Source organism: Actinomadura viridis (assembly GCF_015751755.1).
Lineage (GTDB): Bacteria > Actinomycetota > Actinomycetes > Streptosporangiales > Streptosporangiaceae > Spirillospora > Spirillospora viridis.
Genome location: NZ_JADOUA010000001.1, coordinates 8580158 through 8606157, shown reverse-complemented (window position 1 = coordinate 8606157; position 26000 = coordinate 8580158). Strand labels below are relative to the sequence as shown.

29 protein-coding genes and 1 riboswitch are annotated in these 26000 nt (G+C 73.1%); of the genes, 11 read left to right on the top strand and 18 right to left on the bottom strand.

From position 1 onward, the window contains the following. Window positions 1-42 precede the first annotated feature (42 nt). Window positions 43-744, bottom strand: coding sequence for a 4'-phosphopantetheinyl transferase family protein (locus tag IW256_RS39120; RefSeq protein WP_197015740.1), 702 nt, complete (start codon window positions 742-744; stop codon window positions 43-45). Window positions 745-1097: 353 nt separating this feature from the next. After that, a complete protein-coding gene (locus IW256_RS39115) occupies window positions 1098-1856 on the bottom strand; it encodes a hypothetical protein (RefSeq protein ID WP_197015739.1) in 759 nt (252 codons plus the stop codon). Window positions 1857-2086: 230 nt separating this feature from the next. Here IW256_RS39115 and IW256_RS39110 point away from each other — a divergent pair, with 230 nt between their 5' ends. Then, entirely contained in the window at window positions 2087-3664 is a 1578-nt protein-coding gene (locus IW256_RS39110) for an ATP-dependent DNA ligase (RefSeq protein ID WP_197015738.1), read from the top strand. Between the two features lie 46 nt (window positions 3665-3710). On the opposite strand, the gene IW256_RS39105 is transcribed toward IW256_RS39110, so the two are convergent. After that, window positions 3711-4583: a hypothetical protein gene (locus IW256_RS39105; RefSeq protein ID WP_197015737.1), complete on the bottom strand. Its 873-nt coding sequence runs from the start codon at window positions 4581-4583 to the stop codon at window positions 3711-3713. Between the two features lie 95 nt (window positions 4584-4678). On the opposite strand from IW256_RS39105, the gene cds1 reads away from it, so the two are divergent. Then, on the top strand, window positions 4679-5785 hold the full coding sequence (cds1, locus tag IW256_RS39100) for an L-cysteine desulfhydrase Cds1 (protein WP_197015736.1): 1107 nt from the start codon (window positions 4679-4681) through the stop codon (window positions 5783-5785). Window positions 5786-5891: 106 nt separating this feature from the next. Here the strand turns inward: cds1 and IW256_RS39095 are convergent, their stop codons facing one another. Further along, the gene (locus tag IW256_RS39095; RefSeq protein ID WP_197015735.1) at window positions 5892-7184 is read right to left on the bottom strand and encodes a M50 family metallopeptidase; all 1293 of its coding nucleotides are present in this window, start codon (window positions 7182-7184) and stop codon (window positions 5892-5894) included. A gap of 143 nt (window positions 7185-7327) precedes the next feature. Further along, a riboswitch (glycine riboswitch) is annotated at window positions 7328-7425 on the top strand. A gap of 196 nt (window positions 7426-7621) precedes the next feature. On the opposite strand from IW256_RS39095, the gene gcvT reads away from it, so the two are divergent. The 7 genes from gcvT to IW256_RS39060 are packed head-to-tail and all read left to right on the top strand — an operon-like array spanning window position 7622 to window position 13718. Then, the gene (gcvT, locus tag IW256_RS39090; protein WP_197015734.1) at window positions 7622-8731 is read left to right on the top strand and encodes a glycine cleavage system aminomethyltransferase GcvT; all 1110 of its coding nucleotides are present in this window, start codon (window positions 7622-7624) and stop codon (window positions 8729-8731) included. A gap of 21 nt (window positions 8732-8752) precedes the next feature. Beyond that, window positions 8753-9142 carry a glycine cleavage system protein GcvH gene (gene gcvH, locus IW256_RS39085; protein ID WP_197015733.1) on the top strand — a complete coding sequence of 130 codons (390 nt, stop codon included), beginning with the start codon at window positions 8753-8755 and terminating at the stop codon, window positions 9140-9142. 2 nt (window positions 9143-9144) lie between these two features. After that, window positions 9145-10401 (top strand): serine hydroxymethyltransferase, encoded by a 1257-nt coding sequence (locus tag IW256_RS39080; protein WP_420535437.1) that lies wholly within the window; start codon window positions 9145-9147, stop codon window positions 10399-10401. Window positions 10402-10450: 49 nt separating this feature from the next. Further along, window positions 10451-11827 carry an L-serine ammonia-lyase gene (locus IW256_RS39075; protein WP_197015732.1) on the top strand — a complete coding sequence of 459 codons (1377 nt, stop codon included), beginning with the start codon at window positions 10451-10453 and terminating at the stop codon, window positions 11825-11827. Between the two features lie 25 nt (window positions 11828-11852). After that, entirely contained in the window at window positions 11853-12062 is a 210-nt protein-coding gene (locus tag IW256_RS39070) for a hypothetical protein (RefSeq protein WP_197015731.1), read from the top strand. Further along, window positions 12059-12439: a type II toxin-antitoxin system death-on-curing family toxin gene (locus IW256_RS39065; protein ID WP_197015730.1), complete on the top strand. Its 381-nt coding sequence runs from the start codon at window positions 12059-12061 to the stop codon at window positions 12437-12439. Before IW256_RS39070 ends, IW256_RS39065 begins: the two co-directional genes overlap by 4 nt. A 22-nt stretch (window positions 12440-12461) precedes the next feature. Next, window positions 12462-13718 (top strand): amidohydrolase, encoded by a 1257-nt coding sequence (locus IW256_RS39060; RefSeq protein WP_231404103.1) that lies wholly within the window; start codon window positions 12462-12464, stop codon window positions 13716-13718. A 94-nt stretch (window positions 13719-13812) separates the two neighbouring features. Here the strand turns inward: IW256_RS39060 and IW256_RS39055 are convergent, their stop codons facing one another. The 12 genes from IW256_RS39055 to IW256_RS39005 form a co-directional block, all read right to left on the bottom strand. Beyond that, window positions 13813-14004 carry a hypothetical protein gene (locus tag IW256_RS39055; protein ID WP_197015728.1) on the bottom strand — a complete coding sequence of 64 codons (192 nt, stop codon included), beginning with the start codon at window positions 14002-14004 and terminating at the stop codon, window positions 13813-13815. Window positions 14005-14132: 128 nt separating this feature from the next. Then, on the bottom strand, window positions 14133-14588 hold the full coding sequence (locus tag IW256_RS39050; RefSeq protein ID WP_197015727.1) for a winged helix-turn-helix transcriptional regulator: 456 nt from the start codon (window positions 14586-14588) through the stop codon (window positions 14133-14135). 10 nt (window positions 14589-14598) lie between these two features. Continuing rightward, on the bottom strand, window positions 14599-15756 hold the full coding sequence (locus IW256_RS39045; protein ID WP_197015726.1) for a thiolase family protein: 1158 nt from the start codon (window positions 15754-15756) through the stop codon (window positions 14599-14601). Window positions 15757-16082: 326 nt separating this feature from the next. After that, window positions 16083-16886, bottom strand: coding sequence for a maleylpyruvate isomerase family mycothiol-dependent enzyme (locus tag IW256_RS39040; protein WP_197015725.1), 804 nt, complete (start codon window positions 16884-16886; stop codon window positions 16083-16085). A 47-nt stretch (window positions 16887-16933) separates the two neighbouring features. Next, the gene (gene amaP, locus IW256_RS39035; RefSeq protein ID WP_197015724.1) at window positions 16934-17515 is read right to left on the bottom strand and encodes an alkaline shock response membrane anchor protein AmaP; all 582 of its coding nucleotides are present in this window, start codon (window positions 17513-17515) and stop codon (window positions 16934-16936) included. A gap of 11 nt (window positions 17516-17526) precedes the next feature. Then, window positions 17527-18159 carry a DUF6286 domain-containing protein gene (locus tag IW256_RS39030; RefSeq protein ID WP_197015723.1) on the bottom strand — a complete coding sequence of 211 codons (633 nt, stop codon included), beginning with the start codon at window positions 18157-18159 and terminating at the stop codon, window positions 17527-17529. Further along, window positions 18156-18527 carry an Asp23/Gls24 family envelope stress response protein gene (locus IW256_RS39025; RefSeq protein WP_197015722.1) on the bottom strand — a complete coding sequence of 124 codons (372 nt, stop codon included), beginning with the start codon at window positions 18525-18527 and terminating at the stop codon, window positions 18156-18158. Before IW256_RS39025 ends, IW256_RS39030 begins: the two co-directional genes overlap by 4 nt. Further along, window positions 18524-18712, bottom strand: coding sequence for a hypothetical protein (locus IW256_RS39020; protein WP_197016806.1), 189 nt, complete (start codon window positions 18710-18712; stop codon window positions 18524-18526). Before IW256_RS39020 ends, IW256_RS39025 begins: the two co-directional genes overlap by 4 nt. Window positions 18713-18764: 52 nt before the next feature. Continuing rightward, entirely contained in the window at window positions 18765-19148 is a 384-nt protein-coding gene (locus tag IW256_RS39015; protein ID WP_231404101.1) for a hypothetical protein, read from the bottom strand. Between the two features lie 11 nt (window positions 19149-19159). Then, the gene (locus tag IW256_RS39010; RefSeq protein WP_197015721.1) at window positions 19160-19726 is read right to left on the bottom strand and encodes an Asp23/Gls24 family envelope stress response protein; all 567 of its coding nucleotides are present in this window, start codon (window positions 19724-19726) and stop codon (window positions 19160-19162) included. Between the two features lie 137 nt (window positions 19727-19863). After that, window positions 19864-19989, bottom strand: a complete 126-nt coding sequence (locus IW256_RS42565) for a hypothetical protein (RefSeq protein WP_269217991.1) — start codon at window positions 19987-19989, stop codon at window positions 19864-19866. Beyond that, window positions 19989-21017: a TlpA disulfide reductase family protein gene (locus IW256_RS39005; RefSeq protein ID WP_197015720.1), complete on the bottom strand. Its 1029-nt coding sequence runs from the start codon at window positions 21015-21017 to the stop codon at window positions 19989-19991. The genes IW256_RS42565 and IW256_RS39005 overlap by 1 nt, the downstream gene beginning before the upstream one ends. A gap of 74 nt (window positions 21018-21091) precedes the next feature. On the opposite strand from IW256_RS39005, the gene IW256_RS39000 reads away from it, so the two are divergent. Beyond that, window positions 21092-21769, top strand: a complete 678-nt coding sequence (locus IW256_RS39000) for a MerR family transcriptional regulator (protein WP_307829349.1) — start codon at window positions 21092-21094, stop codon at window positions 21767-21769. Between the two features lie 73 nt (window positions 21770-21842). On the opposite strand, the gene IW256_RS38995 is transcribed toward IW256_RS39000, so the two are convergent. Further along, on the bottom strand, window positions 21843-22520 hold the full coding sequence (locus IW256_RS38995; protein ID WP_197015719.1) for a response regulator: 678 nt from the start codon (window positions 22518-22520) through the stop codon (window positions 21843-21845). Continuing rightward, window positions 22517-24241, bottom strand: a complete 1725-nt coding sequence (locus IW256_RS38990) for an ATP-binding protein (RefSeq protein ID WP_197015718.1) — start codon at window positions 24239-24241, stop codon at window positions 22517-22519. Before IW256_RS38990 ends, IW256_RS38995 begins: the two co-directional genes overlap by 4 nt. Before the next feature lie 255 nt (window positions 24242-24496). Between IW256_RS38990 and IW256_RS38985 the strand changes: the two genes are divergently transcribed. Then, window positions 24497-25960, top strand: a complete 1464-nt coding sequence (locus IW256_RS38985; RefSeq protein WP_197015717.1) for a cation:dicarboxylate symporter family transporter — start codon at window positions 24497-24499, stop codon at window positions 25958-25960. Window positions 25961-26000: the final 40 nt, after the last annotated feature.

The window sequence follows — 26000 nt, the reverse complement described above, 5'->3', positions numbered from 1 at the left end:
GAGGAGATCGGGTTCCTGGACGGGCGGGCCGCGGGGTCTGGCTCAGGGCCGGCCCGCTCCGGTCGTGAGCGTCCGGAGCGGCCCGGCGGCCGGGCGCTCCTCGACGGGCACCCCGGCGGGGTGGTCCAGCAGCGCCAGGCAGGCGGCGTGCCCCGGGCCGGGGTCGAGTGTGCGCATGGCGATCCGCCCGAGAAGGTCCGGGCGCCCGTCCCACGCCAGCAGCCGCGGCGGCTCGTGCGGCGCGGAGACGTGCACGTCGGTGAGCGGGACGCGCAGGCCGTCCCCGGTGACCTTGAGGAGCGCCTCCTTGCGGGTCCAGTAGGCCAGCAGCCCGGCGGCGTCCGCGCGCGGCTCGCCGGCGGCCAGCAGCTGCGCGGCGACGCCCTCGCCGATCCGGCCGCTGTCCTCCTCGACGTCCACCCCGAGCGGCCCGTACGGGGACACGGCCACGGCGACCCGGTCGCCGGAGTGCGACACCGACAGGTGCGGTCCGCCCGCGACGGCGGGCGGACCGTGCGGCTCGCCGCAGTCGCGGCACGCGCGGGTGAGCGGGACCGCCTCGGGCGGCACCCCGAGCCGGGCCCCGGCGGCCATCCGGCTCAGCACCACACCGAGCGTGAACCGGTCACGGTCGGCGTCGTGCAGATACCGCTCCCGCCGGGCCCGCTCGACCGGATCGAGGAACGCGACCAGCCCGGGACGCGCGTCGCCCAGCGCCGCCCACCAAACGGTCACCGGCTCCATGCCGCCTCCATTCTTTGCCGCGGAGACTGTCACATTAGCCGCTGACACGTTCGCCATTTCCCGCGGGGCGCGGATTGGTCCGCCGAGTGGTACGGCAAAGGCCGCGGGACGGTGGTCCGTCCCGCGGCCCGTCGACAGGAGCCCCCCTGCTCTCACCTCGGGCGTCCTCAGACCCAGGACACTCCCACCCGGTGCGCGGCCACTGCGCCGACCTCCTCCCCGGAGTTACGGCACCGACACGGCGCGACTTACGCCGGCCGTTCGATGTTGCTTGCCCTCCCCTTTACGCGAAACAGCCTAGGAGGGGCTGACAGTACATATGCCATGATCGGCCAAATGAGGTCAGAATTGGTTTAACGGAAGCCGCGCAGTACTTCACCGGCGACCCGGGTCGCCTTGCCCAGGCACTCCCGCTCGCGCGCCTCGGCCGCACCCTTGCCCTGGGCCTGCTCGCTGTAGCTCACCGTGACCACGACATTACGGATCCTGACGGTGACCTGCCCGACCACCGTGGGCTGGCCCCGGTCCGCCTTGTACCAGCGGTACGCCTCGTCCCCCATGCCGGAATGGCGGGCCAGGCTCACCGTCCGTTCCAGGGGCGAGTTGTGAGCCTGCGCCCACTGCGCCCCGAAATAGCGCCTGGCGTCGTCGACCGGCGTCGGCGTGTTGGCGGGGGCGTACAGGTGGGCCTCCACCCGAAGCCAGCGGAAGCCGTCGCCGCCGGAGGAGTACGTGCAGGTGGTGAGGGTCTGGTTGGAACTCTCCCGCCGCTGCGCCTTGGGGATCAGGCTCCGCACGGTGCCCGCCGGGACGGTCCCGCACGGCGGCGGCAGCGACCCGATCGGCTCCGCGGCGGACGGGGACGCGGCGCCGGGCGGCGCGGTGTCGGGCGACGGCCCGTCGTCGTCCGGCGCGGCAGGCGGGCCCTCCCCGTTCCGGTCCCGGCCGCCGTCGCGCTCGGGAGGGACGGCGGAGGCGACGCGCTCCCCCTCGTCGCCCGGGACCAGGAAGTAGACCGCGCCCGCCACCATCACCAGGGCGGCCACCGCGGCCAGCAGCACCAGCACCCTCGACCTGCGGACGGGCGCCGGCGGCTCCGGCGCCGAGTACACCCTCTGGAAGGGTTCCGTCGGACGCGGAAGGCCCACTCCTGACTCCCTTGTTCGCCCCATACCACTCGAAAGGTAATCAGCGTCGAGGCCACCTGAACAGGGCCCCCGAGGGCACCAATCATCGACCACGAGGACACAGCCCGGCAGCCATCCCGCCCGGCGCGCCCCGGCCGGACCGTCCCGGCCGCCGCGGGCGCGGAAGTGTCGGACCCCGGGGTCACAATGGAACGGTGCTGCTCACGGAGATCGCCCGCACATCGAGCGCGGTGGCCGGGACGTCGGCCCGCAAAGCGAAGACCGGGCTGCTCGCCGAATGCCTGCGCGCGGCCCGCCCCGGCGACGGCGGCCCCGGCGACGCCGCGCCCGGCGAGGCCGCGGTCGTGGTCGCCTACCTGTCCGGCGAGCTTCCCCAGCGCCAGATCGGCGTGGGCTACGCCTCGTTCCGCGACATCCCGCCGCCCGCCGCCGAGCCGTCCCTGACGGTCCCCGACGTCGACGCCGCGTTCGGCGAGATCGGCGCGGTGTCCGGCAAGGGGGCGGTGGCCCGCCGCCGCGACCTGCTGACCGCCCTCATGGCCCGCGCCACCCATGACGAGCAGGACTTCCTCATCCGGCTGCTGTCGGGCGAGCTGCGCCAGGGCGCGCTGGACGGGGTCATGGCCGAGGCGATCGCCGCGGCCGCCGGGGTGCCCGCCGCCGAGGTCCGGCGCGCCGTCATGCTGCGCGGCGCGCTCGGCCCCGTCGCCACCGCCGCGCTCGCCGAGGGCGTCGCCGGCCTGCGCGCCTTCACCCTGGAGGTGGGCCGGCCGATCAAGCCCATGCTGGCGGCCGCCGCGCCGTCCGTGGAGGAGGCGTACGAGAAGATCGACGCCGAGGCCGCCGTGGAGTGGAAGCTGGACGGCATCCGCGCCCAGATCCACCTGCGCCGCTCCGGCCCGTCCGCCGCGCCGGAGATCGCGGTGTTCACCCGCACGCTGGACGACATCACCGACCGGCTGCCCGAGGTGGTCGAGGTGCTGGGCGGGCTGCCGGTCCGCGACGCGGTGTTCGACGGCGAGCTGATCGCGCTGCGCCCCGACGGGCGGCCCCACCCGTTCCAGGTCACCTCCGCGCGCACCGCCACCCGCACCCGCCGGGCGGGCGCCGAGCAGGTCCCGCTGTCGGTGTTCCTGTTCGACGTGCTGCACCTGGACGGGGCCGACCTGCTCGACCGGCCGGGCGCGGAGCGGCACGCGGAGCTGTCCCGGGTCGTCCCCGAGGCGCTGCGGATGCCGCGCCTGGTCACCGCCGACCCCGCCGAGGCCAAGGAGTTCTTCGACGACGCCGTCGCGCGCGGTCACGAGGGCGTGATGGTCAAGTCGCCCGCCACCCCGTACACGGCGGGCCGCCGGGGCGCGGGCTGGATCAAGGTGAAGCCCCGCCACACGCTCGACCTGGTGGTCCTGGCGGTGGAGTGGGGCCACGGCCGCCGCCAGGGGCTGCTGTCCAACCTGCACCTGGGCGCCCGCGACCCGGAGACCGGCGGTTTCGTGATGCTCGGCAAGACCTTCAAGGGGCTCACCGACAAGCTGCTGGCCTGGCAGACCGAGCGGCTGCGCGCGCTCGCGGTCCGCGAGGACGACTGGACGGTGCACGTCAGGCCCGAGCTGGTCGTCGAGATCGCGTTCGACGGGGTGCAGCGCAGCCCCCGCTACCCGGCGGGCATCGCCCTGCGCTTCGCCCGCGTCCTGCGGTACCGCCCCGACAAGACCGCCGCCGAGGCCGACACCATCGACACCGTCCGCGCGGTGGCCCCGGCCTTCGACTGAACACCGGCCTTCGACTGAACACCGGGGCCTCGGGTGCCGCCTCCCGTCAGTTGTGCTCGGAGGGGTGGCGCGCGGGGGGCTCGCTCCGGCGGCGGGAGCGGTCGACGGCGCCCTCGTGGTCGGTACGGCCGAGCCTGCGGTGGCGCAGCTCGGGCGGGATCAGGTCGTGCCGGCCCGCGATGAACTCCTGCACCCAGATCTTGCCCCGGATGAGGGGGCGGCGGAAGCGTTCCTCGTGCCAGACGGCGGAGCGGTGCTTGCGCGAGCCGGGGGCGTACCACCAGCGCGCCCAGGGCGAGGCGGGACGGGCCACCCGGATCGCGCCGACCAGCAGCAGGAACGGGACGAACAGCCCGATCAGCCCGGTCCAGATCTTGCCCTTGAGCAGGGTGACGACGGCGAGGACGAGGTTGAGGACCAGGGAGGCGAAGTAGAAGGCGGTCAGCGGCAGGCCGGCGGGGCCGGGGCCCGGCCCCGGCTCGATGCCCTCGAAACCGACCGGCCGCACGCCGAGCAGCAGCATCCCGGTGAGCGCGATGGCCACGAAGACGGCGTCCACCGAGGCCCGGCCCTTCTCGGTCCAGTAGACGTCCCGGAGGTGGAGGATGAGCGCGAACTCGTCCAGGACCAGGGCCGAGCCCATCCCGAAGACCACGGCCGCGGCGATGACGAACCCGGTGTAGTCGTCGGGGACGGCGAACCCGGCCACCCCGCCGACCAGCATGAGGACCACGCCGAAGACCACATGGTGGATGTGCACGTCACCGGCCTTGACGTTGCGGAACCACCAGCGGACGTCGGCGCGGATCAGCCGGACGTTCACCCTGGTCAGCACGAACGTGACGATGAACGCCACGAAGAAGGCGAACAGCGGCAGGCGCCCGGTGTGGACGATGCGCAGCGCGAAGAACTCGGACATGGACCCCCCGGCATCCCATAATGCACCGTGAGCAGGGCGGTGCCGCGCATGGTCACCGTGAAGGGGACATAGTGGACGCGACGAAGGGGGGCGCGATGAGCCGTGCCGTGGACCGATGTGACCCGGGGTGCCGGGAGTGGATCGCCGAGGCCATCCGGAAGGTGGAGGCGGACGCCAACCGCAGCGCGGACACGCACCTGCACGTGTTCCCGCTGCCGCCGGAGTGGGGCATCGACCTCTACCTCAAGGACGAGTCGGTGCATCCGACCGGCTCGCTCAAGCACCGGCTGGCGCGGTCGCTGTTCCTGTACGGGCTGGCCAACGGCTGGATCCGGGAGGACACCACGATCATCGAGGCGTCCAGCGGGTCCACCGCGGTCAGCGAGGCGTACTTCGCCCGGCTGGTCGGGCTGCCGTTCGTGGCGGTGATGCCCGAGCGCACCAGCCCGGAGAAGATCGAACTGATCGAGTTCTACGGCGGCCGGTGCCACCTGGTGTCCGACCCGTCGGCGATCTACGCCGAGTCGCGGCGGCTGGCCCGCGAGTGCGGCGGGCACTTCATGGACCAGTTCACCTACGCCGAGCGCGCCACGGACTGGCGCGGCAACAACAACATCGCGGAGTCGATCTTCGAGCAGATGCGGCTGGAGCGGTACCCCGAGCCGTCCTGGATCGTGGTGGGCGCCGGGACCGGCGGCACCTCCGCCACGATCGGGCGGTACGTGCGGTTCCGGCGGTTCCAGACCCGGGTCGCGGTCGTGGACCCGGAGGGGTCGGCGTTCTTCGGCGCCTTCGAGGACGGCGACCTGGACCGTACCGCGGCCGGGTCGCGGATCGAGGGCATCGGGCGGCCCCGGGTCGAGCCGTCGTTCCTGCCCAGCGTGATCGACCGGATGGTGCGGGTGCCGGACGCGGCGTCCATCGCGGCGATGCGGTGGACCCGCGAGGTGACCGGGCGCGGCGTGGGCGGGTCCACGGGCACCAACCTGTGGGGCGCGGCGGAGCTGATCGCGGAGATGCGGGCGCGCGGCGAGCGCGGCAGCGTCGTCACCCTGATCTGCGACGGCGCCGAACGCTACGCCGGCACGTACGGCTCCGACGCCTGGCTGGCGGCGCAGGGGATCTCGGTCGGGCCCTACGCCGAGGCGCTGCGGGCGTTCCTCAAGACCGGCGAGATGCCGGTCGACCTCCCCCTCGCCTGACCGGCGGCTCCCGGGGCCCCTTGGGCGCCCCGGGTACGCCGGGGCGCGGGGAGGCGCCGGGGCTGGCCGGGGAGGCGCCGGGGCGGGCCGGGGCGCGGTTCGCGGGTCAGCCCGCGAACCGGATCGGGTTGACCAGGTCGGCGTAGATGAGCAGGCCGCCCATCACGATCAGCACGATGGCCATCACGTACGTGATGGGCAGCGCCTTGGCCACGTCAACGTACCCGGGGTCGGGGCGGCCGAAGAGGCGGGCGAGGAACTTCTTCAGCCCCTCCAGCAGCGCGCCGGCCATGTGGCCGCCGTCCAGGGGCAGCAGCGGGACCAGGTTGAACAGCCCGATCGCCAGGTTGAGCGAGCCGAGCAGGGCGATGAACATCGCCGCCTTCTCGATCACCGGGCTCTCGGACGCGGCGATCTCGCCGCCCAGCCGGCTGACGCCGACCACGCCGATCGGCCCGTTGGGGTCGCGCTTCTCGTCGCTGAACGCGGCCTGCCAGACCCCGACCATCTTCTGCGGCATCCGCAGCAGCGCCCCGGCGGTGTGCGCGGTCAGCTCGCCCATGTAGTCGGCCACCGCGACCGGGCCCTGGCGCTCGCGCTCCTGCAGCGGGGTGATGCCGAGGAAGCCGACGTTGACGACCCTGTCGGGGTCCTTGAGGTCGTACATCTGGTTGCGGGTGACGGGGACCTGGAGCGCGACCGGCTTGCCGTCCCGCTCGACGGTCACCGCGACGGCCCGGCCGCCGGAGCCGCGGATCAGCCCCTGCAGCTGGTCGTAGGAGGAGATCTTCCGGCCGTCGTAGGAGACGATGCGGTCGCCCGGCTGCAGCCCGACCGCGGCGGCCGGGGTCGGGGTGTAGCCCTGCGGGCAGTCGGTGAGCTTCGAGCCCGCCGGGATCGCGCACTTGGCCACCGAGCCGATCACCGGCTGCGGGGTCGGGGTGCCGATGCCCATCAGCAGGATCGCGAAGAAGAACACCGCGAGCAGCAGGTTCATCGCGGGCCCGGCGAACATGACGATGAGCTTCTGCCACCACTTCTTGGCGTAGAAGACGCGGTTCTCGTCGCCCGGCCGGACCTCCTCCAGCGCCGCGCCGCGGGCCGACTCGATCAGGCCCTGCCAGGGGCCGGTGCTGATCTGGCGGACCTCGCCGGGCCGGTCGCCCTTGCGCGGCGGCAGCATGCCGATCATCCGGATGTAGCCGCCGAGCGGGATCCACTTGATCCCGTACTCGGTCTCGCCCTTGTGCCGGGACCACAGGGTGGGGCCGAAGCCGACCATGAACTGGGTGGTGCGGACCCCGAAGAGCTTCGCGAAGGAGAAGTGCCCCAGCTCGTGCAGGGCGATCGACGCGAGCAGCCCGAAGAACAGGATCAAGACACCGGTCAACCAGCCCATGCGCGCGCCCGCCCCTCCGTGATCTCCAGCGTCCCGTTCAGAGTACGTGATCCGCCCTCTCCCGGCCCTGCACTCGGACGCGCACGACGCGCCGGGCGGGTGTCGCCGGGGACGTCCGCGCTGCTAGCCTGGCGGGCAGCCGCTGATCCCGCGCGGGAGAGTGCCCCGGCAGCCAGCCCGGGGACGCCGAAGGAGCAAATCCTCCCCGGAACCTCTCAGGCCCCAGGACCGCGCAGGCCAGGCGACCTCTGGAAAGCGGGGACGCCGCCGTCCCCCGCCGAAGGTGAAAGCCCCGGCGTCCCGCGGCTCGGCCGCGGACGGCCCGGGGTGAAGCTCTCAGGCGCCGTCGACCGGCCGATGACAGAGGGGGAGGCACCGAGCACGCCCGGTGCGGGTGGGACGATCGGACCACGCGCCCGCGACGAAGGAGCCGACCCATGTCCACCACAGCGTCCGCCCGGAAGACGCCGCTGTACGAGGTCCACCGGGAGCTCGGCGCGAACCTCGTCGACTTCGCCGGTTACCTGATGCCGCTGCGGTACGCGAGCGAGACCGCCGAGCACCGCGCCGTGCGCACCGGCGCGGGGCTGTTCGACCTCTCCCACATGGGCGAGATCTTCCTGCAGGGCCCGGGCGCCGGGCCGGCCCTGGACCACGCGCTGGTCGGCAACCTGTCGCCGATGGCCGTGGGCAAGGCCCGCTACACGATGATCTGCGCCCCCGACGGCGGCGTGCTGGACGACCTGATCGTCTACCGGCTCGCGCCCGAGACCTACCTGGTCGTCGCCAACGCCGCCAACGCCGCGACCGTCCGCGACGCCCTGACCGAGCGCGTGGCGGGCTTCGAGGCGGCGGTGGAGGACCGCTCCGGCGAGTACGCGCTGATCGCGCTCCAGGGCCCGGAGGCGCAGGGGATCCTGGCGCGCTTCACCGCGGCCCCCCTGCCGGAGCTGAAGTACTACGCGATCACCGCGGAGGAGGTCGCCGGCGTCGACGCCCTGATCGCGCGGACCGGCTACACGGGCGAGGACGGCTTCGAGCTGTTCGTGTCCGCCGGCGACGCGGTGCGGCTGTGGCGGGAGCTGGCGGCGGTCGAGGGCGTGGTGCCGGCCGGGCTGGCGGCGCGCGACTCCCTCCGGCTGGAGGCGGGCATGCCGCTGTACGGCAACGAGCTGACCCTGGAGACCACCCCGTTCGAGGCCGGCCTGGGCCGGGTCGTCAAACTGGATAAGCCCGGCGATTTCGTGGGTAAGGCCGCCCTGGCGGCGCAGGCGCAGACCCCGCCGGGCCGTAAGCTCGTGGGGCTGGTCGCCCGCGGCCGCAGGGCGCCCCGCAAGGGGTACGAGGTCGTCACGTCCGACGGCACGCCGTGCGGTGTGGTGACGAGCGGCGCGCCGTCCCCGACACTGGGCAGGCCGATCGCCATGGCGTACGTCGACGCCTCGGTGCCGGCGGACCCCGGCGCCGGGTCCGGGCTCGCCGTCGACGTCCGCGGCCGGCAGGAGCCGGTCGACGTGGTCGAGCTGCCCTTCTACAAGCGTTCCTGAGACCTGGAGAGAGAAAGCATCGTGAGCGTTCCCGAGCAGTTGCGCTACAGCGAAGAGCACGAGTGGGTGTCGGGCCTCGGCGGCGAGGACGGCATCGTCACGGTCGGCATCACCGCGCACGCGGCCGACGCCCTCGGCGAGATCGTCTTCCTCGAGCTGCAGCCCGGTGAGGGCGACACGGTCGAGGCGGGCGAGACCTGCGGCGAGGTGGAGTCCACCAAGTCCGTCAGCGACCTCTACTCCCCGGTGAGCGGCGAGATCACCGCGGTCAACGGCGCGGTGATCGACGAGCCCAAGGTGATCAACGACGACCCGTACGGCGAGGGCTGGATCTTCAAGGTCCGGGTGTCCGAGGAGCCCGGCGACCTCCTGGACGCCGCCGCCTACTCCAAGTTCATCGAGGAGTCCTGATCGTGAGCCTGTACGAACCGCTGTCGGCCGTCGACCCCGAGGTCGCCCGCGCGGTGGCCGCCGAGCTCGACCGGCAGCAGTCCACCCTGGAAATGATCGCGTCGGAGAACTTCGCCCCGGTCTCGGTCCTGGAGGCGCAGGGCTCGGTCCTCACCAACAAGTACGCCGAGGGCTACCCGGGCAAGCGCTACTACGGCGGCTGCGAGTTCGTGGACGTCACCGAGCAGCTGGCCATCGACCGGGCCAAGGAGCTGTTCGGCGCGGAGCACGCCAACGTCCAGCCGCACAGCGGGGCGCAGGCCAACACCGCGGTCTACTTCGCGCTGCTGCAGCCGGGTGACACCATCCTCGGCCTCGACCTGGCGCACGGCGGGCACCTCACCCACGGGATGCGCCTCAACTACTCCGGCAAGACGCTGAACGTGGTGGCCTACCACGTCCGCCCGGACGACGGCCTGGTCGACATGGACGAGGTCGCCGCCCTGGCCGCCGAGCACCGGCCCAAGATGATCGTGGCGGGCTGGTCGGCGTACCCCCGGCGGCTCGACTTCGCCCGGTTCCGGGAGATCGCCGACTCGGTGGGCGCGCTGCTGATGGTGGACATGGCGCACTTCGCCGGGCTGGTCGCGGCGGGCCTGCACCCCTCGCCCGTCCCGTACGCCGACATCGTGACCACCACCACGCACAAGACCCTGGGCGGCCCGCGCGGCGGGCTCATCCTGTCCCGGGAGGAGTACGGCAAGAAGATCAACTCCGCGGTGTTCCCCGGCATGCAGGGCGGCCCGCTGGAGCACGTGATCGCGGCCAAGGCGGTCGCGCTGAAGGTCGCGGGCTCCGAGGAGTTCCGCGACCGCCAGCGCCGTACCGTCGAGGGCGCCCGCCTCCTGGCCGAGCGGCTGCTGGCCGAGGACTCCGCCAAGGCCGGCGTCAAGGTCCTCACCGGCGGCACCGACGTGCACCTGGTCCTGGTCGACCTGGTCGACTCGGAGCTGACCGGCCGGGACGCCGAGGACCGGCTGCACGGCATCGGCATCACCGTCAACCGGAACGCGGTCCCCAACGACCCGCGCCCGCCGATGGTCACCTCCGGCCTGCGGATCGGCACGCCCGCCCTGGCCACCCGCGGCTTCACCGCCGAGGACTTCACCGAGGTGGCCGACATCATCGCCCTCGCACTGCAGCCGTCCTTCGACCAGGATGCGCTCGCGGCCCGCGTACGGGCGCTCGCGGACAAGCACCCGCTCTACCCCGACCTGTAAAACGGCCCCCGCCCCCTCCGCGAACCGGAGGGGGCGAGGAGGGTGATCAATGGCGATCAGTGTCTTCGACCTGTTCAAGGTCGGTATCGGGCCGTCCTCGTCCCACACCGGCGGCCCGATGGCCGCCGCGCACCGCTTCGCCCGCGGTCTCGACCGCGACGGCCTGCTGGAGAAGACCGCCTCGGTCCGGGCGGTCCTGTACGGCTCGCTCGGGCTGACCGGCAAGGGCCACGGCAGCGACAAGGCCGTCATCCTGGGCCTGGAGGGCGACAAGCCGGAGACGGTCGACGTCGACACCGTGGACGAACGCCTGGCGGCCGTCCGCGAACGCGGCGCGCTCCGCCTCTTCGGCTCCCACGACGTCCCGTTCGTGGTCAACGACCATCTGGTGTTCGAGCGCAAGGAGTCGCTGCCCGGCCACCCCAACGGGATGCGCTTCACCGCGTACTCCGCGGACGGCCGGGAGCTGCGGTCCAGGGTGTACTACTCGGTCGGCGGCGGCTTCGTCGTGGACGAGAACGCCACCGGCGCCGACCGGCTCAAGGCCGACGACACCGTCCTGCCGCATCGCTTCGACACGGCCGCGGAGCTGCTGGAACGCTGCCACGAGACCGGACTGTCGATCTCCGCCCTGATGCTGGAGAACGAGCGGGCCTTCGGCCGCACCGAAGAGGAGATCCGTACCGGGCTGGCCGACCTGTGGGGGGTCATGCGGGCCTGCGTGGAACGGGGCAGGACCCGCGAGGGCCTGCTCCCCGGCGGTCTCAAGGTCCGCCGCCGGGCACCGCAGCTGCATCGCCAGCTGACCACCGAGAAGGCATCCGACCCGCTGCACGCCATGGACTGGGTCACCCTGTTCGCCCTGGCCGTCAACGAGGAGAACGCCGCCGGAGGCCGCATCGTCACGGCCCCCACCAACGGCGCCGCGGGCATCATCCCGGCCGTCCTGCACTACCACGCCACGTTCATCTCCCACCCCGGCGACGACGAGGCCGCCGTCCGCTTCCTGCTGACCGCCGGCGCGATCGGCGTCCTGTTCAAGCAGAACGCCTCGATCTCCGGCGCGGAGGTCGGCTGCCAGGGCGAGGTCGGCTCCGCCTGCTCCATGGCCGCCGCCGGGCTCACCGAGGTCCTCGGCGGCACCCCCGAGCAGGTGGAGAACGCGGCCGAGATCGGCATCGAGCACAACCTCGGCCTGACCTGCGACCCCGTCGGCGGCCTGGTCCAGGTCCCCTGCATCGAGCGCAACGCGGTCGGCGCGATCAAGGCGATCAGCGCCGCGCGCATCGCGCTGCGCGGCGACGGCCGCCATTTCGTCTCCCTCGACCGCGCCATCAAGACCATGAAGGACACCGGCCGGGACATGCTCGACAAGTACAAGGAGACGTCCCGCGGCGGCCTCGCCGTCAACGTCATCGAGTGCTGACGACCCGTCGCGAGACCATTGTGGTATGACCACCCGCAGCATCCGCATCCCCGACGAGATCGACGAGCTCCTGATCAAGGCGGCCGACGAGGAGCACATCTCCGTGAACGCCGCCGTCGTCCAGGCCGTGGAGGAATGGGCGCGGATGCGCCGGCACCGCGCCGAGGTCCGCGCGGTCACCGCTCAGGTGATGGCCGAGGACAAGGAGTTGCTCGCGCGGCTGGCCGACGCGTGACCGACTACCTTACGGCGGACGACCTGATCGAGATCAACGCCGCCGTGCTGGGCGGCACCGCCGCCGTTCGCGATGCGGGGCTGGTGTCGTCCTCGGCGATGCGCCCGGCGACCCTCGCGTTCGGGGTCGAGGCGTACACCACCCTGGAAGAGAAGGCCGCCGCCCTGCTCCATTCGGTGATCTGCAATTACGCGTTCGTCGACGGGAACAAGCGCACCGCCTGGACGGCCACCCGGGTCATGCTCGCACTCGCGGGCAGGCGTCCCGCCCTCACCGATGACGAGGCGTTCGATCTGGTGGTGCGGATCGCCACGTCGTGCTCGGAGATCGAGGTCAAGGAGATCGCGACGGCCCTGCGCGTCGCCGGCCGGCTCTGAGGGCATGCCCCGGAGGGTGAGAATGACGACGAACGCCGAGGAACTGGCCGAGACCTACCGGGACCTGCACGCCCATCCGGAACTGTCGTTCCAGGAGACCCGTACGTCCGGGATCGTGGCCGCGCGGCTGAGGGCCCTGGGGTACGAGACGGCGACCGGGGTCGGCCGCACGGGCGTGGTGGGCGTCCTGCGGAACGGCGCCGGGCCCACCGCGTTGCTGCGGGCCGACATGGACGCCCTGCCCGTACGGGAGCGGACCGGCCTGCCGTACGCCAGCACCGTCCGCGCGGAGGACGGCGAGGGCCGGGAGGTGCCGGTCATGCACGCCTGCGGCCACGACGTACACGTGACGTGCCTGCTGGGCGCGGCGGAGGCGCTGGCGGCGGACCGTTCGTCCTGGCGGGGGACGCTGCTGCTGGTGTTCCAGCCCGCCGAGGAGGTCGGCGGCGGTGCCCGGGCCATGGTCGACGACGGGCTGTACGAACGTTTCGGCCACCCGGCGGTGGTGCTGGGCCAGCACGTCGCGCCCCTGCCCGCGGGGTTCCTCGCGCTGCGGCCGGGCCCGGCGTTCGCCGCGTCCGACTCGCTGCGGATCGTCCTGCACGGGCGCGGCGGGCACGGTTCGCGCCCGGAGACCTCGGTCGATCCGGTGGTGATGGCCGCCGCGCTGGTGATGCGGCTGCAGGGCATCGCGTCCCGGGAGGTGGCCGCCGCCGAGACCGCCGTGGTGACCATCGGCTCCGTGCGCGCGGGTGACAAGGCGAACATCATCCCGGACCAGGCCGAGCTGCTCCTGAGCGTCCGCACCTTCGACGAGGCGGTGCGCACCCGCGTCCTCGACGCCATCGAACGGGTGACCCGGGCCGAGGCCGCCGCGTCCGGCGCGCCCCGGCCGCCCGACATCACGACGACCGAGTCCTTTCCCCCGGTGGTCAACGATCCCGAGGGATGCGCGGTCACCCGGCGCGGCTTCGACGCCGACCTCGGCCCCGGCCTGGTGTACGACCCGGGCCCGGTCACCGGCAGCGAGGACGTGGGCCTGCTCGCCGAGGCGGCCGGCGTGCCCTGCGTCTACTGGCTGCTGGGCGGCGCCGATCCGGCCGGGTTCGCCGGTGCCGCCGACGTGGAGGCGGTCGCGGAGATCGTACGGGCCCTGCCGTCGAATCACTCCCCGCTGTTCGCGCCGGTCATCGAGCCGACCCTGACGACCGGCGTCGCCGCCCTGGCGTCGGCGGCCCGCACCTGGCTGCCCGCCGAGCCCGGCACCGACCCAGCCTGACCCCGGCTCCCTCACCTGCGCAGCTCCGATCACGAACCGGTTCACGAACGAGAGGGCACCGACCGGAACGGGAGCGCGGCAGGCTGGAGGGCGGTCAGGGCTCGGTGGTGATGTTCCACCGGCCGACCTCGCGGTAGGCGGAGTCGTAGATGGGCGAGCCGTCGCCGGGCTTGAGGTCGTAGTGGCTCAGGTTGCCGCCCCAGTAGCGCAGGATGCGGCCCAGTTCGCTGACGGCCTCCCCGTCGAAGGCCGTGTCGCCCATGTCGACTTCCAGAATGAACTTCATCTCGGCTCCGTGCTCGTTCGGATCCCGGTGATCGCACCGGCTCACGCCTTCAATTTTCTCATTGAAGTCCTTGTTGAGCCTTTGTACGGAGCAGTGCCTGGTGGAGGTGTCAGTGGGCGGGTGAAGTCTCAAATCGTGGAGGAAGGTCGGGTGCCACGGCCCTCGGGGGTGTGGATGCCGTGGCGGGCCTCCCTGCCGCAGTGCCCGCAGACCACCACGGGGCTGAGGACCTCGCCGCAGGAGTGGTGGAAGCGCATGGGCGGGTCGTCCGGGTTGAGGTGCCGGTCACCCCACTTCATGAGCATGAGCAGGACATCGCCGAGTTCCCTCCCCGCCGGGGTCAGGTGGTACTCGAAGCGGGGAGGGTGGTCGCTGTAGCGCTCGCGGCGGAGGATGCCCGCGGTCTCCAGCTTGCGGAGCCGGTTGGTGAGGATGTCGCGGGACGCGCCGGTGTTGCGGGCGATGCCGTCGAAGCGGCGGACGCCGTGCAGGAGTTCCCGGACGGCCAGGAGCGTCCAGCGCTCGCCGATGATCTCGAGCGTGTCGGCGATCGAGCAGGGGCGCGGATCGGCGTCCTTCGGCATGGGCTCCAGTCTAGGAACGTTCGATGACCGTGGCGTTGGCCAGGCCGCCGGCCTCGCACATGGTCTGGAGGCCGTACCGGGCGTCCCGGTCCTCCATGGCGTGGACCAGGGTCGTCATGAGGCGGGCGCCGCTGGCGCCCAGGGGGTGGCCGATGGCGATGGCGCCGCCGCGCACGTTGACGCGGTCGAGGTCGGCGCCGGTCTCGCGCTGCCAGGCCAGGACGACGGGAGCGAACGCCTCGTTCACCTCGAACAGGTCGATGTCCTCCAGGGAGAGACCGGCCCTGGCCAGGACCTTGGCGGTGGCGGGGATGATCGCGGTGAGCATCAGGAGGGGGTCGTCGCCGGTGACGGCGAACGCGCGGAAGCGCGCGCGGGGACGCAGGCCGAGGCGTTCGGCGACGTCGGCGCCCATGATGAGGACGGCGGCGGCGCCGTCGTTGATCGGTGAGGCGTTGCCCGCGGTGATCCGCCAGTCGATCTCGGGGAACCGCTCGGCGACGGCCGGGTCGTAGTAGGCGGGCTTGAGGCCGGCCAGGATCTCCGGGGTGGTCGTGGGGCGTACGGTCTCGTCCGGGGCCTTCCAGGCCAGCTCGCGGTCGAACGCGCCGGCGGCGTAGGCGGTGGCCGCGCGGCGGTGGGACTCGGCGGCGAAGGCGTCCAGTTCCTCGCGGGCGATCTTCCAGCGGGCGGCGATGAGCTCGGCGCTGACGCCCTGGCCGACCAGGCCCTCGGGGTAGCGCTCCCGGAGCGGGGCGAACGGGTCGGAACCGGGCGTCACCGCCGACCCCATCGGCACCCGGGACATCGACTCCACGCCGCAGGCGATGGCGATGTCGTACGCGCCGCTCCGCACGCCCTGGGCGGCGATGTGCACGGCCTGCTGGGACGAGCCGCACTGGCGGTCCACGGTCATGGCGGGGACGCTCTCGGGGAACCCGGCGGCCAGCACGGCGGTACGGGTGAGGTTGGCCGCCTGGTCGCCGGCCTGGGTGACCACGCCGCCGATCACGTCGTCGACGAGCGCGGGGTCGATCCCGGCCCGTTCGACCAGGGTGGCGAGCGTGCGGGCGAGCAGCCCCGCGGGGTGCTCGCCGTGGAGGGCGCCGGTCGGCCTGCCCTTGGCGATGGGGGTACGGACGGCCTCGATGATCACTGCGTCGCACATGAGCGCCTCCTCGCGGCTGATGGTGCTACCCGACGGTAACCCAAGTGAGTTGGAAAACACAACCCACTCCTCGCGAGATCGAAGGCCGGGCACGACAGGCGGTGCCCGGCCTTCGATATGACGGGCCACCGAGTGGAAGGGGCCCGTGATGATGTCTGTGCGTCAACCCCCCGTTAGGCAAGGGCTCCGTCATGGAGCCGGCCATTCCTTGAAACGTTCTTCAAGCGAATCCTCCGTCCCCTCGACGTCGATTTCCCTGAACCCTAGTCCAAGAAACCGAGCATTTTGGGAGATAGAACGCCAAAACCCCTCAAAACCGGCAACGATCAGGGGGTGAGCGCCATGTTCGCCAGGACGCGGTCGGCGAGGCCGGTGTCGCCCTCGGCGGCGACCGTGACGTCCTCCGGCCCGCACCGTCCCGCCGCCAGCCGGACGAAGGTCTCCCAGTCCATCCGCAGGGTGAGGTCGGCCGCCCCGGCGTCGACGGCCCGCGCGCGGCCGTCCTCGCCGACCCGGACGCGGGCGGTGAACGCCAGCGGCGCGGAGACCTCGAACGCGACCGTCGTGCCCGCCCCGGCGCCCGCCCGCTTGGCCACGACCATCGGCAGGCCCGACTCCATGATGCGCCGCGCGCAGCCGGCGGCGGGGGCGTCCAGGTTGCCGGGCCGCCCGACCGCGCGCCGGACGTCCTGCTCGTGGATCCAGCAGTCGAACGCGCGGAACACCATGAACTCGGCGTAGGGCACGGTCCGGCCGGTCGGCGCCATGGTGGGCCGCTCGGGGTCGATGCCCGGCAGCGCGGCCAGCCGCCGGTCGAGGACCTCGCGCAGCTCCGCCAGAACGTCGGCGCCCGGCCTGCCGCGCCGCGCGTCCACCCCCGGTTCGACGAGGCGGCCGAGGTCGTTGCGCACGTGCGGCGGCTCCTCCGCCATCACGTGCCCGGCGGCGGGGTCCTCGCCCAGGAGCATCAGCTCCGTGCCGACCAGGTGGGACACGACGTCCTGGACCGACCAGCCGGGGCAGTCGGTCGGGCGTTTCCAGTCCTGCGGCGCGAACGTCTCCGCGAGCGCGATGGTGGACCGGAGCGTCTGCTCGAACGCGGCGACGTTCGCCTGCATCTCCGTCTTCATGGTCGGAAACCTGGCACGCCCGGTGGCGTCCGGCAAGGGCCCGGCGGTCACACGACGCGGCGCCGGGTCTCCCCGCCGGAGACCACCCGCAGGCGGACCACGGCGGGCAGCGACTCGCGGTCCAGGGCCGTACGGAGGCGGGCGACGGCCTGGTCGCCGATGCGGCGGCGCAGGTCGGCCAGGTCGGCGTGCCGCTCGTAGGACACCTTCAGCCGCAGGCGGGGCGATCGCGGCCTGCCGAGCAGCCGGGCGTGGACGCCGCGGACGCCCGGGTACTTCCCGATCTCGTCCTCCAGCGCGTCGGTGACGGCCCCCGCCGACACCCGCGTCGTGCCGCCGCGCTCGTCGGGCTCCACCGGCAGATCCGGCAGCCGATCCGAACGGAGCTGCGCCGCCAGCCAGGCCAGCCCGAGCAGCGCCACGACGACCGCGACCGCCGCGACGGCGGGCCAGAACCAGCCCTGCGCGGCGGCGTACCGGCGCATCGGCTCGGTGATCAGCGGGTCGGACCGCGCGGCGGCGCCGAACGCGCCCAGCCCGCGGGCGAGCGCCAGCCCCCCGGCGGCCAGCAGGAGGAGGCCGAACAGGACGAGGGCCAGGTGGTTGATGCGGGACGCGTGTCGATCCATCTGCGCGGTCCTCAGTCCTTGGGGAAGCGGATCCGGACCGCGATCCCGCGCCGGGGCAGCGGCCCGACCTCGTCCAGGCGTTCCCGCACCGCGGCCCGCACCCGTTCGTGCAGGTCGTGAGGTTGGCGCAGGGCGGTGCGGACCTTCACCCTGACCTTGCGCCGGCGCAGCCTCACATGGCCGACGCCGGTCACGCCGTCGACGCTCCGGGCGGCCGTGGCGACCAGCGTCCGCAGCCCGCTCCGGGTGATGCCGACGACGAGGTCGGGGTCCTCGCCGTACAGGGGGATCAGCCGCCCGCGCCCCGGGAACAGCCCGGTGAGCACGAAGACCAGCCCCAGCAGGGCGATCGCGGCGGCGATCAGCAGCGCGAGCCGGTCGTTCCAGGGCGTGCGCACGGCCCAGGAGGTGATCTGCTCGTAGGGGAAGAAGCGCAGCGGGCTCCCGGCCAGCGCGGAGATCGTCTCTATCGCGGTGATCACGCCCGCCGCGGCGACGATCAGGGACGCCAGGAGCGCGGGCCAGATCCGGCGCGAGTGGAAGGCGCGGCGCGCCGCCCGCCGGGACGCCGCCGCCGAGCCGGCACGGCCCGGCTCCGCGTCCCGCTCCCGGGACCGCGGGAGCCGTCCCGCGTGCGTGGTCATGACACCCTCCGTTCCGCGGCGGACGCGGCGGGCGCGGAGCGCGCCAGCTCGGCCACGTCGATGTCCACCTGCCGGACCGTGAGCCCGGTCAGGTTCTCCACCCGTTCGCGCACGTGACGGCGGACCCGGTGGGTCACCTCGCGCACCGGGTACGGGTAGGCGACCGACAGCCGCACCCGCGCGGTGACCAGCGTGCCGTCCACGTCCACGTCGGCGCGGGCGGCCCGGCCCCCCACGCTCATCCCGAGCAGGGAACGTCCCAGGCCGCCGGCGGACTCGGTCTCGCCGACCGCGCGGACGACGATCCGCGTGATCGCCCGTTCGGCGATCTTCGTCCGGCCCCGCTCGGTGTACAGGACGCCGGTCATGGCTGCCTCCGCCTGCGGGAGCCGAACGAGAACATCTCACCGAGGTTCGTCTCGCCCGCGATGGCGTGCCCGCCCACCCAGCCGAGCAGGCCGAGCACCAGGACGATGACGAAGGCCCCGAACCCGCCGAACCAGCCCGCGAACCCCAGCGCCACGCCGAAGGCGAGGCCGATCACCGGCCATATCGTTCGTTCGTCCATGTCAGTTCTCCTTCAGCGCAGGCGGGCGCCGGCCGGGTCATCCCGCCCCGGTGACGTCGGCGATCAGCACGTTCACGGGCAGGCCCCCGGCCAGCGGCAGCGCGGCCTCCCGGACGGCCTCGGCGGTCTCGGCCAGCGCCCGGCCGAGGCGGGCGACCACGCCCACCTCGATCTCCCGCTCACGGACGGCGACCCCGGCGTACGGATCTCCGACCCGGTAGGTCACCACGCGTCCGTGCGGCCCGGCCGTCAGGCCCGCCACGTCCGGGAGCGCGGTCACTGCCGCGGCGATCCGCTCGGCCAGGCCGACGCGCTCGCTCATGGTCCCGCCGCGCCCGCCGGCCGTCCGCCCGGTGGTCGCCGGCCCGGTGGTCGCCGGCCCGGTGGTCGGCGGTCCGGTGGCCGGCGGTCCGGTGGTCATCGGTCCGGTGGTCATCGCACCCGCGGCTCGGCCCGCTGAGACTGCTCTTGTTCTTCGTCTTCCTCGCCGGGCACGTGGATGTCGGCCACGTCGATGTTGACCTCGACGACGTCGAGGCCGCACATGTGCTCGACCTCGCCGATCACGTTCTCGCGCACGGCCGCGGCCAGGTCCGGGATGGAGGCGCCGTACTCCACGATCAGATCGAGATCGATGGCCGCCTGGTGCTCGCCCACCTGCACCGCCACGCCCCGCGTCGCGCTCTGCCCGCCCATCCCCCCGGGCAGCCGCTCCTTGACCGTGCCGATGGTGCGGGTCATCCCCGAGCCCATGTCGTAGACGCCGCCGATCTCGCGCGCCGCCAGGCCCGCGACCTTGGCGACCACGGTGTCGGCGAGCTTGGTACGGCCCTGCTCGGTCACCAGGACGCCCGACTCCTCGCCGAGGGGTCTGCGCGGCCCCGCGCCCGGCCGCCGGGCGGTCTCCGTCGCCTGTCCGCCTCCCTGCCCCCGGCCCTGTGCCTGGCCCTGTGCCTGGCCTCCGGACGTGCGGTCCTCACCGGCGCCTGCCTGGCTCATGACAGCATCCCCCCTGATGTCGGTGGTGTGCGATAGATGCTCACACCACGTCCGACAAACCGCCATCAGAGCAAAAAAGCAGGTCAAACCACCTTTGCTCGACCGCTAGACGAGTGATTCCTCATGGTCGTAGGTGGTCAGTGAGCGGGTGACCGGCCGGCGGTGTGGTGGTTGTGCCAGATCGCTGCGGTCATGGCCAGGATGCGCTGGGCGATGCGGACGGCCACGCCCTCGGAGTGGCAGGTCCACCACATCGTGATCATTAGGAATCACTCGTCCAGGCCCCCGGCCGGGCGGGCAGCGGCCGGTAGATGGGGATGCCCGCCTTCTCCAGCTCGTCGCGCAGCGCGAAGTAGGCGTCGCCGAACGGGTCCTCCCCGGTGAGCGGCATCAGGCCGCGGCGGATCGCCACGTCGTGCGGGGCCAGCGCGGCGGCCTCGGCCGCGTGCCGCCGCGCCGCCTCGTCCCGGCCCTCGCGGGCCAGCCAGACCGCCAGGCGGGCGTGCGCGCGGGCGCGCTGCTCCTCGGCCGTCGGGACGCGCAGGTGCTCGCGGACCTGGGCGTCGTCCAGCCCGGCGTCGCCGTCGACCACCCAGCGGCGCAGCGCCGCAGAGGACACCTGGGAGTCCAGGCCGTTCATGGAGCGGAACAGGTCGGTGGCGGTCTGGGTGTCCTGGGGACGGGCGATGCGGCCCTCCTCGTCGATCCACACCACCGTCGGCACGTTGATCACGTTGTAGAGCTCGGCGACGACGCCCTCGGTGTCGACCAGGGCGGGGTGGGTGGCCTTCGCCTCCTCGATCCACGGCCGCGCGTCGCCGGCCGACCGGTCGCACGCGACGCTGACGACCGTGAACCCGTGGTCGCGCAGCGCCGCGTGCCGCTCCTCCCAGGCCGGCAGGTCGTAGCGGCAGCCGCACCAGGAGGCCCAGAACACCAGCGCGACCTTGCGTCCGCGGAGGTCGGCGAGGCGGACGCCGTCCAGTTCGAAGTCGGGCGCCTCGGCGGCGGTGAGCCGCGGAGCGGCGGCGGCCAGGGCCACGGCGCGCTCCGCCGCGTCGACGACGGCGACATGCCCCGTCAGCTCGGCGAACGCGGTCACGTCCACGCCGTCGGGCGTCTCGATCCCGGCGACGCGGGCGGCGGGCAGGCAGGCGTCGTCGCGGCACCAGCCGTGCGGCTTGCGCTCCCAGCCGAGCAGCGGCCGGTCGAGCGGGGCCAGCGGCCGCCCGCCGGGGCCGGGCCGGGCGTCGATCCGCTCGACGCGATCGCCGTCGACCACGGTGAACATGCGAACCACCTCCAGTTAGATAGTGATGGTATCCAAGTATTGGATAGCACTAGTATCCAGTCAAGGGGGTGTGCGTGGTGAAGATCTCCGAGCTCAGCGACCGCAGCGGGCTGACCATCCAGACGATCAAGTTCTACATCCGCGAGGGCCTGCTGCCGAAGGGCGCGGCGACCGGCGCCACCCGCGCCGAGTACGACGAGCGGCACCTGGATCGGCTGCGGCTGGTGCGGGCGCTGCGCGAGGTCGGTGACCTGCCGGTGGCCGCCATCCGGCGCATCGTGGCGGCGGTCGACGACGACGACGTCGGAATGCACCGGCTGTTCGGCATCACCCAGTACGCCATCGGCCCGCACGTGGACCCGCCCGACCAGGACCCCGGCGCACCCGAGGACCTGGCGGCCCAGTGGCGGACCGCGCGCCAGGACGTCGACGCGCTGATCTGCGAGCTCGGCTGGCGCGTCACCGCCCGCGCCCCCGCCCGCGACCTGCTCGCCCAGACCTTCGTCGCGCTGCGCCGCCTCGGCTTCCCCGTCACCCTGGCCGACCTGCTCCCGTACACGCGCGCCGCCGCCGCCGTGGCCGAGCACGAGATCGGCATGGTCGCCGCCGACGCCCCGCGCACCCGGGCGGTGCACGCCATGCTGGTGTCCACGGTGCTGTACGAGCAGGTGCTCACCGCCCTGCACCGGCTGGCCCAGGAGGACCTCTCGGCCCGCCGCTTCGGCGCCGACGACCCCGGCGAAACGAATTAGACCTGGATCGCCGACGGCGCGGCCGGCCCGTCACGCGATCGCCGATCGCATACGACCATGAGGAAACACTCGTCTAGGTGGACACCGGATAGAAGCGGACCTCCGGCCGTCCGACCTGGCCGTAGCTGGGACGGCGCTGCGCCAGCCCGTTGTCGGCCAGGTACTCCAGGTAGCGGCGCGCGGTCACCCGGGACACGCCGGTGAGCGAGGCGGCGGCCGCCGCCGACAGCCCGTCCTCCGCCTCGGTCAGCACCTCCGTGATCGCCTCCAGGGTGGCACCGCTCATCCCCTTGGGCAGGGACCGCTGGTCGGAGGTGCGCAGCGTGGCGAGGATCCCGTCCACGTCGGCCTGGCCGCTGACCTCCCCGGGGCGCTCCGCCACCTGCCGGAAGCGCGCGTAGCCCTCCAGCTTGTCGCGCAGCGAGGCGAAGGTGAACGGCTTGAGCAGGTACTGCACGACGCCCACCGACACGGCGGTGCGGACCACCGCCAGGTCCCGCGCCGAGGTCACCGCGATCACGTCCGCCGCCAGGCCGCCCGCGCGCAGCGCCCGGCAGACGTTCAGCCCGTGGGTGTCGGGCAGGTAGAAGTCCAGCAGCACCACGTCCACGGACTCGCGCTCGCAGAACCGCAGCGCGTCCGCCCCCGAATGCACCACCCCGGCCACCTCGAAGCCGGCCACCCGCTCGACGTACTGCCGGTGCGCCTCCGCGGCCACCGGGTCGTCCTCCACCACCAGCACGCTGATCATGAGCGGTCTCCCTCCGGGACGGGCCGCCGGCGCAGCGGCAGCCGGACCCGCACCACGGCGCCGACGTCCCGGCCCACCTCGATCTCGCCGTGGTGGCGCCGCACGGCCTGGCCGACCAGGGCCAGGCCGAGCCCGCGGGGACCGGCCGGGCCCTCGACGGCCTTGGTGGTCCAGCCGCGCCGGAACGCCTCCCGCACGACGTCGCCGTCCAGGCCGGGCCCGGTGTCGCTCACCTCGATCACCAGCTCACCGTCCTCGGTACGGGCGGACACGGTGACCTTGGGCGGCCCCTCCGGCACGACCGCCTCAAGGACCTCGCCGGTCTCGGTCTCGCCGGTCTCGGTCTCGGTCTCGCCGGGCGTGAGGGCGCCGTTCCCGATCGCCCGCGGGCGCCCGCCGGCGGCCCCCTCGATCGCCGCGTCCACCGCGTTGTCGATCAGGTTGCCGAGGATGGTGACCAGGTCGCGGGGCTCGATCGCGCCCTCCGCGCCGTCCATGGACATGTCCGCGTCCAGCACCAGCTCCACCCCGCGCTCGGCCGCCTCCGTCGACTTGCCGAGCAGCAGCGCCGCCAGCACCGGCTCGCGTACGGCGCCCACCACGCGGTCGGTGAGCCGCTGGGCGGTGCGCAGCTCGGCGGTCGCGAACTCCACCGCCTGCGCCGGACGGCCCAGCTCGACCAGCGAGACCACGGTGTGCAGCCGATTGGCCGCCTCGTGCGCCTGGGAGCGCAGCGACTCGGCGAAGCCGCGCACGGTGTCCAGCTCCCCCATGAGCGCCTGAAGCTCGGTGTGGTCGCGCAGGGTCACCACGTTGCCCATCGCGCGGTTCCGCGACCTGACGGGGGCCGTGTTGACCACCAGCACCCGGGTGTCGCCGACGTGGATCTCGTCCGACCGCGGCTCGGCGGAGTTCATGGTGGCCGACAGCTCCACCGGCAGCCCCAGCCCGTCGGCGGCCGTGCCGCGCGGGTCGCTCTCCAGGTCGAGCAGGTCGCGGGCCGCGTCGTTGCACAGCACGACCCGGCCGTCGCGGTCGAGCAGGACCAGCCCCTCCCGGACGGCGTGCAGGATGGCCTCGTAGTAGTCGAACATGCGGCGCAGCTCGTCGGGGGCCACCCCGCGGGTCTGGCGCCGCAGCCGGTTGCTGACCAGCCAGCTCCCGCCGATCCCGGCGGCCAGCACCCCGGCCGCCACGGCGGCCAGCGGCACCAGCCGCTCGCGCAGCTCGGCCGAGATGGCGTGGATCGTGATGCCGACGGCCACCAGCGCCACCACCCGCCCCGAGCCGTCGAACACCGGCGCCACGGTGCGGACGGACGGGCCGAGCGTCCCGGTGTAGGTCTCGCTGAACGTCCGCCCGGCCAGCGCCGGGGCGGTGTTGCCGATGAAGTGCTCCCCGATCCGCTCGGGTGAGGGGTGGGTGTAGCGGATCCCGGCCGGGCTCATGATCGTGATGAAGTCGACGCCGGTGTCGCGCCGGACCCGCTCGGCGTACGGCTGGAGGGCGTCGCTGGGCGAGCGGAGCGCCAGCGCCTCGCGCACGCTGGGCGCGTCCGCCAGCGACAGCGCCACGACCGTCACCGTCTGCCGGGCCCGGTCGTCGGCCGCGCGCCGCGAGTCCACGTAGGCCAGCGACGCCCCGGCGACCACCAGGATGCCCACGATCACGGCCTGGAGCACGAGCAGCTGCCGCGCCAGGCTCCAGCCCCTCCCGGTCACTTCATCACTCCCGTTTCCGTGGCCGAGACGGCCCTCCGCACGGCCCGGCAGGTCGCGGGTCCGCACCGGCCGTGAACGAAATGTACACAAACGTGACCCCAATCACAGGTTCGCGCATAGTCACTGCTCAGAACGCGAACCCATGCGTTCAGCCCCACCTGAGCGTACGTACCGTTCCGTCCGCTGAGGACCGTGCCCGACCCGCTCGCACCCGCTCCACCGCTCGTCCGCTCCCACTCATGTAAGGAGGCGACCGTGCCCGACACCCCTGACACAGGCAAGGCCGCCCAGCGCCAGAACCAGAGACGCGACCGCGTTCACTACCTCTACATCGCGGTGATCGCCGCGGTGATCCTCGGCGTCCTCGTCGGACTCTTCGCACCCGACCTGGCGAAAGAACTGAAGCCGCTGGGCACCGGGTTCGTCAACCTGATCAAGATGATGATCTCCCCGATCATCTTCTGCACGATCGTGCTGGGCATCGGCTCGGTCGCGCGGGCCGCCAAGGTCGGCCGGGTCGGCCTGATCGCCCTCGGCTACTTCCTGGTGATGTCGACGTTCGCCCTGGCCATCGGCCTGGTCGTCGGCAACCTGCTGCACCCCGGCGAGGGCCTGGACCTGAACGCGGCGGGCGCGGCCGCGGCGCAGGAGCAGGCCAAGGACGCCGAGGGCACCACCGACTTCCTGCTCGGCATCATCCCGACCACGCTGGTGTCCGCGCTGACCGAGGGCGAGGTGCTGCAGACGCTCCTGGTGGCGCTGCTGGCCGGTTTCGCCCTGCAGCAGCTCGGTCCCGCGGGCGAGCCGATCCGGGCCGGGGTCGAGATGGTCCAGCGCTGGGTCTTCAAGATCCTCGCCATGATCATGTGGGCCGCCCCGGTCGGCGCGTTCGGCGCGATCGCCGCGGTGGTCGGTGAGACCGGCTGGGAGGCGCTGCGCAGCCTGGCCGTGATCATGCTGGGCTTCTACATCACCTGCGCGGTCTTCGTCTTCGGAGTCCTCGGCGCGGTGCTGTGGATCGGCGCGCGGGTCAACCTGCTGTCCCTGCTGCGCTACCTGGGCCGCGAGTTCCTGCTGATCCTGTCCACCTCGTCGTCGGAGACGGCACTGCCGCGTCTGATCGCGAAGATGGAGCACCTGGGCGTGAGCCGCCCGGTCGTCGGCATCACCGTCCCCACCGGCTACTCCTTCAACCTGGACGGCACCGCCATCTACCTGACCATGGCGACGCTGTTCATCGCCTCGGCGCAGAACGACCCGCTGTCGGTGGGCGAGCAGGTCGGGCTGCTGTTCTTCATGATCGTCGCGTCGAAGGGCGCGGCGGGGGTCAGCGGCGCCGGACTGGCCACGCTGGCGGGCGGCCTCCAGTCGCACAAGCCGGAACTGGTCGACGGCGTCGGCTTCATCGTGGGCATCGACCGCTTCATGTCCGAGGCCCGCGCGCTGACCAACTTCGCCGGGAACGCGGTCGCCACCGTGCTGGTCGGCACCTGGACCGGCGAGTACGACGCCGCCCGCGGGCGCCGCGTGCTGGCCGGCGAGGACCCGTTCAACGAGGCGACCCTGGTCGACGTCCCCGGTCCCTCCCGCTCGGAACCGGGGACGTCCCCGGCCTCCGGCGCCCCGGCCCCGCCGGACGGAGGGAACGGGCTGCGCAAGGACGCGGAACCGGTCGGGGCGGCGGAACCGGCCGCCACCGACGCGGGCCGGTCCTCCTAGACCCGCCGCCCCCGGCTGGGGCTCGAGCTCCCACGTGCCC

Coding starts and splice junctions, on each gene's coding strand:
- IW256_RS39120 (WP_197015740.1), bottom strand. CDS start 744: ATGGAGCCGGTGACCGTTTGGTGGGCGGCGCTGGGCGACGCGCGTCCC.
- IW256_RS39105 (WP_197015737.1), bottom strand. CDS start 4,583: ATGTCCGAGTTCTTCGCGCTGCGCATCGTCCACACCGGGCGCCTGCCG.
- cds1 (WP_197015736.1), top strand. CDS start 4,679: ATGAGCCGTGCCGTGGACCGATGTGACCCGGGGTGCCGGGAGTGGATC.
- IW256_RS39095 (WP_197015735.1), bottom strand. CDS start 7,184: ATGGGCTGGTTGACCGGTGTCTTGATCCTGTTCTTCGGGCTGCTCGCG.
- gcvT (WP_197015734.1), top strand. CDS start 7,622: ATGTCCACCACAGCGTCCGCCCGGAAGACGCCGCTGTACGAGGTCCAC.
- IW256_RS39075 (WP_197015732.1), top strand. CDS start 10,451: ATGGCGATCAGTGTCTTCGACCTGTTCAAGGTCGGTATCGGGCCGTCC.
- IW256_RS39070 (WP_197015731.1), top strand. CDS start 11,853: ATGACCACCCGCAGCATCCGCATCCCCGACGAGATCGACGAGCTCCTG.
- IW256_RS39060 (WP_231404103.1), top strand. CDS start 12,462: ATGACGACGAACGCCGAGGAACTGGCCGAGACCTACCGGGACCTGCAC.
- IW256_RS39055 (WP_197015728.1), bottom strand. CDS start 14,004: ATGAAGTTCATTCTGGAAGTCGACATGGGCGACACGGCCTTCGACGGG.
- IW256_RS39050 (WP_197015727.1), bottom strand. CDS start 14,588: ATGCCGAAGGACGCCGATCCGCGCCCCTGCTCGATCGCCGACACGCTC.
- IW256_RS39045 (WP_197015726.1), bottom strand. CDS start 15,756: ATGTGCGACGCAGTGATCATCGAGGCCGTCCGTACCCCCATCGCCAAG.
- IW256_RS39040 (WP_197015725.1), bottom strand. CDS start 16,886: ATGAAGACGGAGATGCAGGCGAACGTCGCCGCGTTCGAGCAGACGCTC.
- amaP (WP_197015724.1), bottom strand. CDS start 17,515: ATGGATCGACACGCGTCCCGCATCAACCACCTGGCCCTCGTCCTGTTC.
- IW256_RS39030 (WP_197015723.1), bottom strand. CDS start 18,159: ATGACCACGCACGCGGGACGGCTCCCGCGGTCCCGGGAGCGGGACGCG.
- IW256_RS39025 (WP_197015722.1), bottom strand. CDS start 18,527: ATGACCGGCGTCCTGTACACCGAGCGGGGCCGGACGAAGATCGCCGAA.
- IW256_RS39015 (WP_231404101.1), bottom strand. CDS start 19,148: ATGACCACCGGACCGCCGGCCACCGGACCGCCGACCACCGGGCCGGCG.
- IW256_RS39010 (WP_197015721.1), bottom strand. CDS start 19,726: ATGAGCCAGGCAGGCGCCGGTGAGGACCGCACGTCCGGAGGCCAGGCA.
- IW256_RS42565 (WP_269217991.1), bottom strand. CDS start 19,989: ATGATCACGATGTGGTGGACCTGCCACTCCGAGGGCGTGGCCGTCCGC.
- IW256_RS39005 (WP_197015720.1), bottom strand. CDS start 21,017: ATGTTCACCGTGGTCGACGGCGATCGCGTCGAGCGGATCGACGCCCGG.
- IW256_RS38995 (WP_197015719.1), bottom strand. CDS start 22,520: ATGATCAGCGTGCTGGTGGTGGAGGACGACCCGGTGGCCGCGGAGGCG.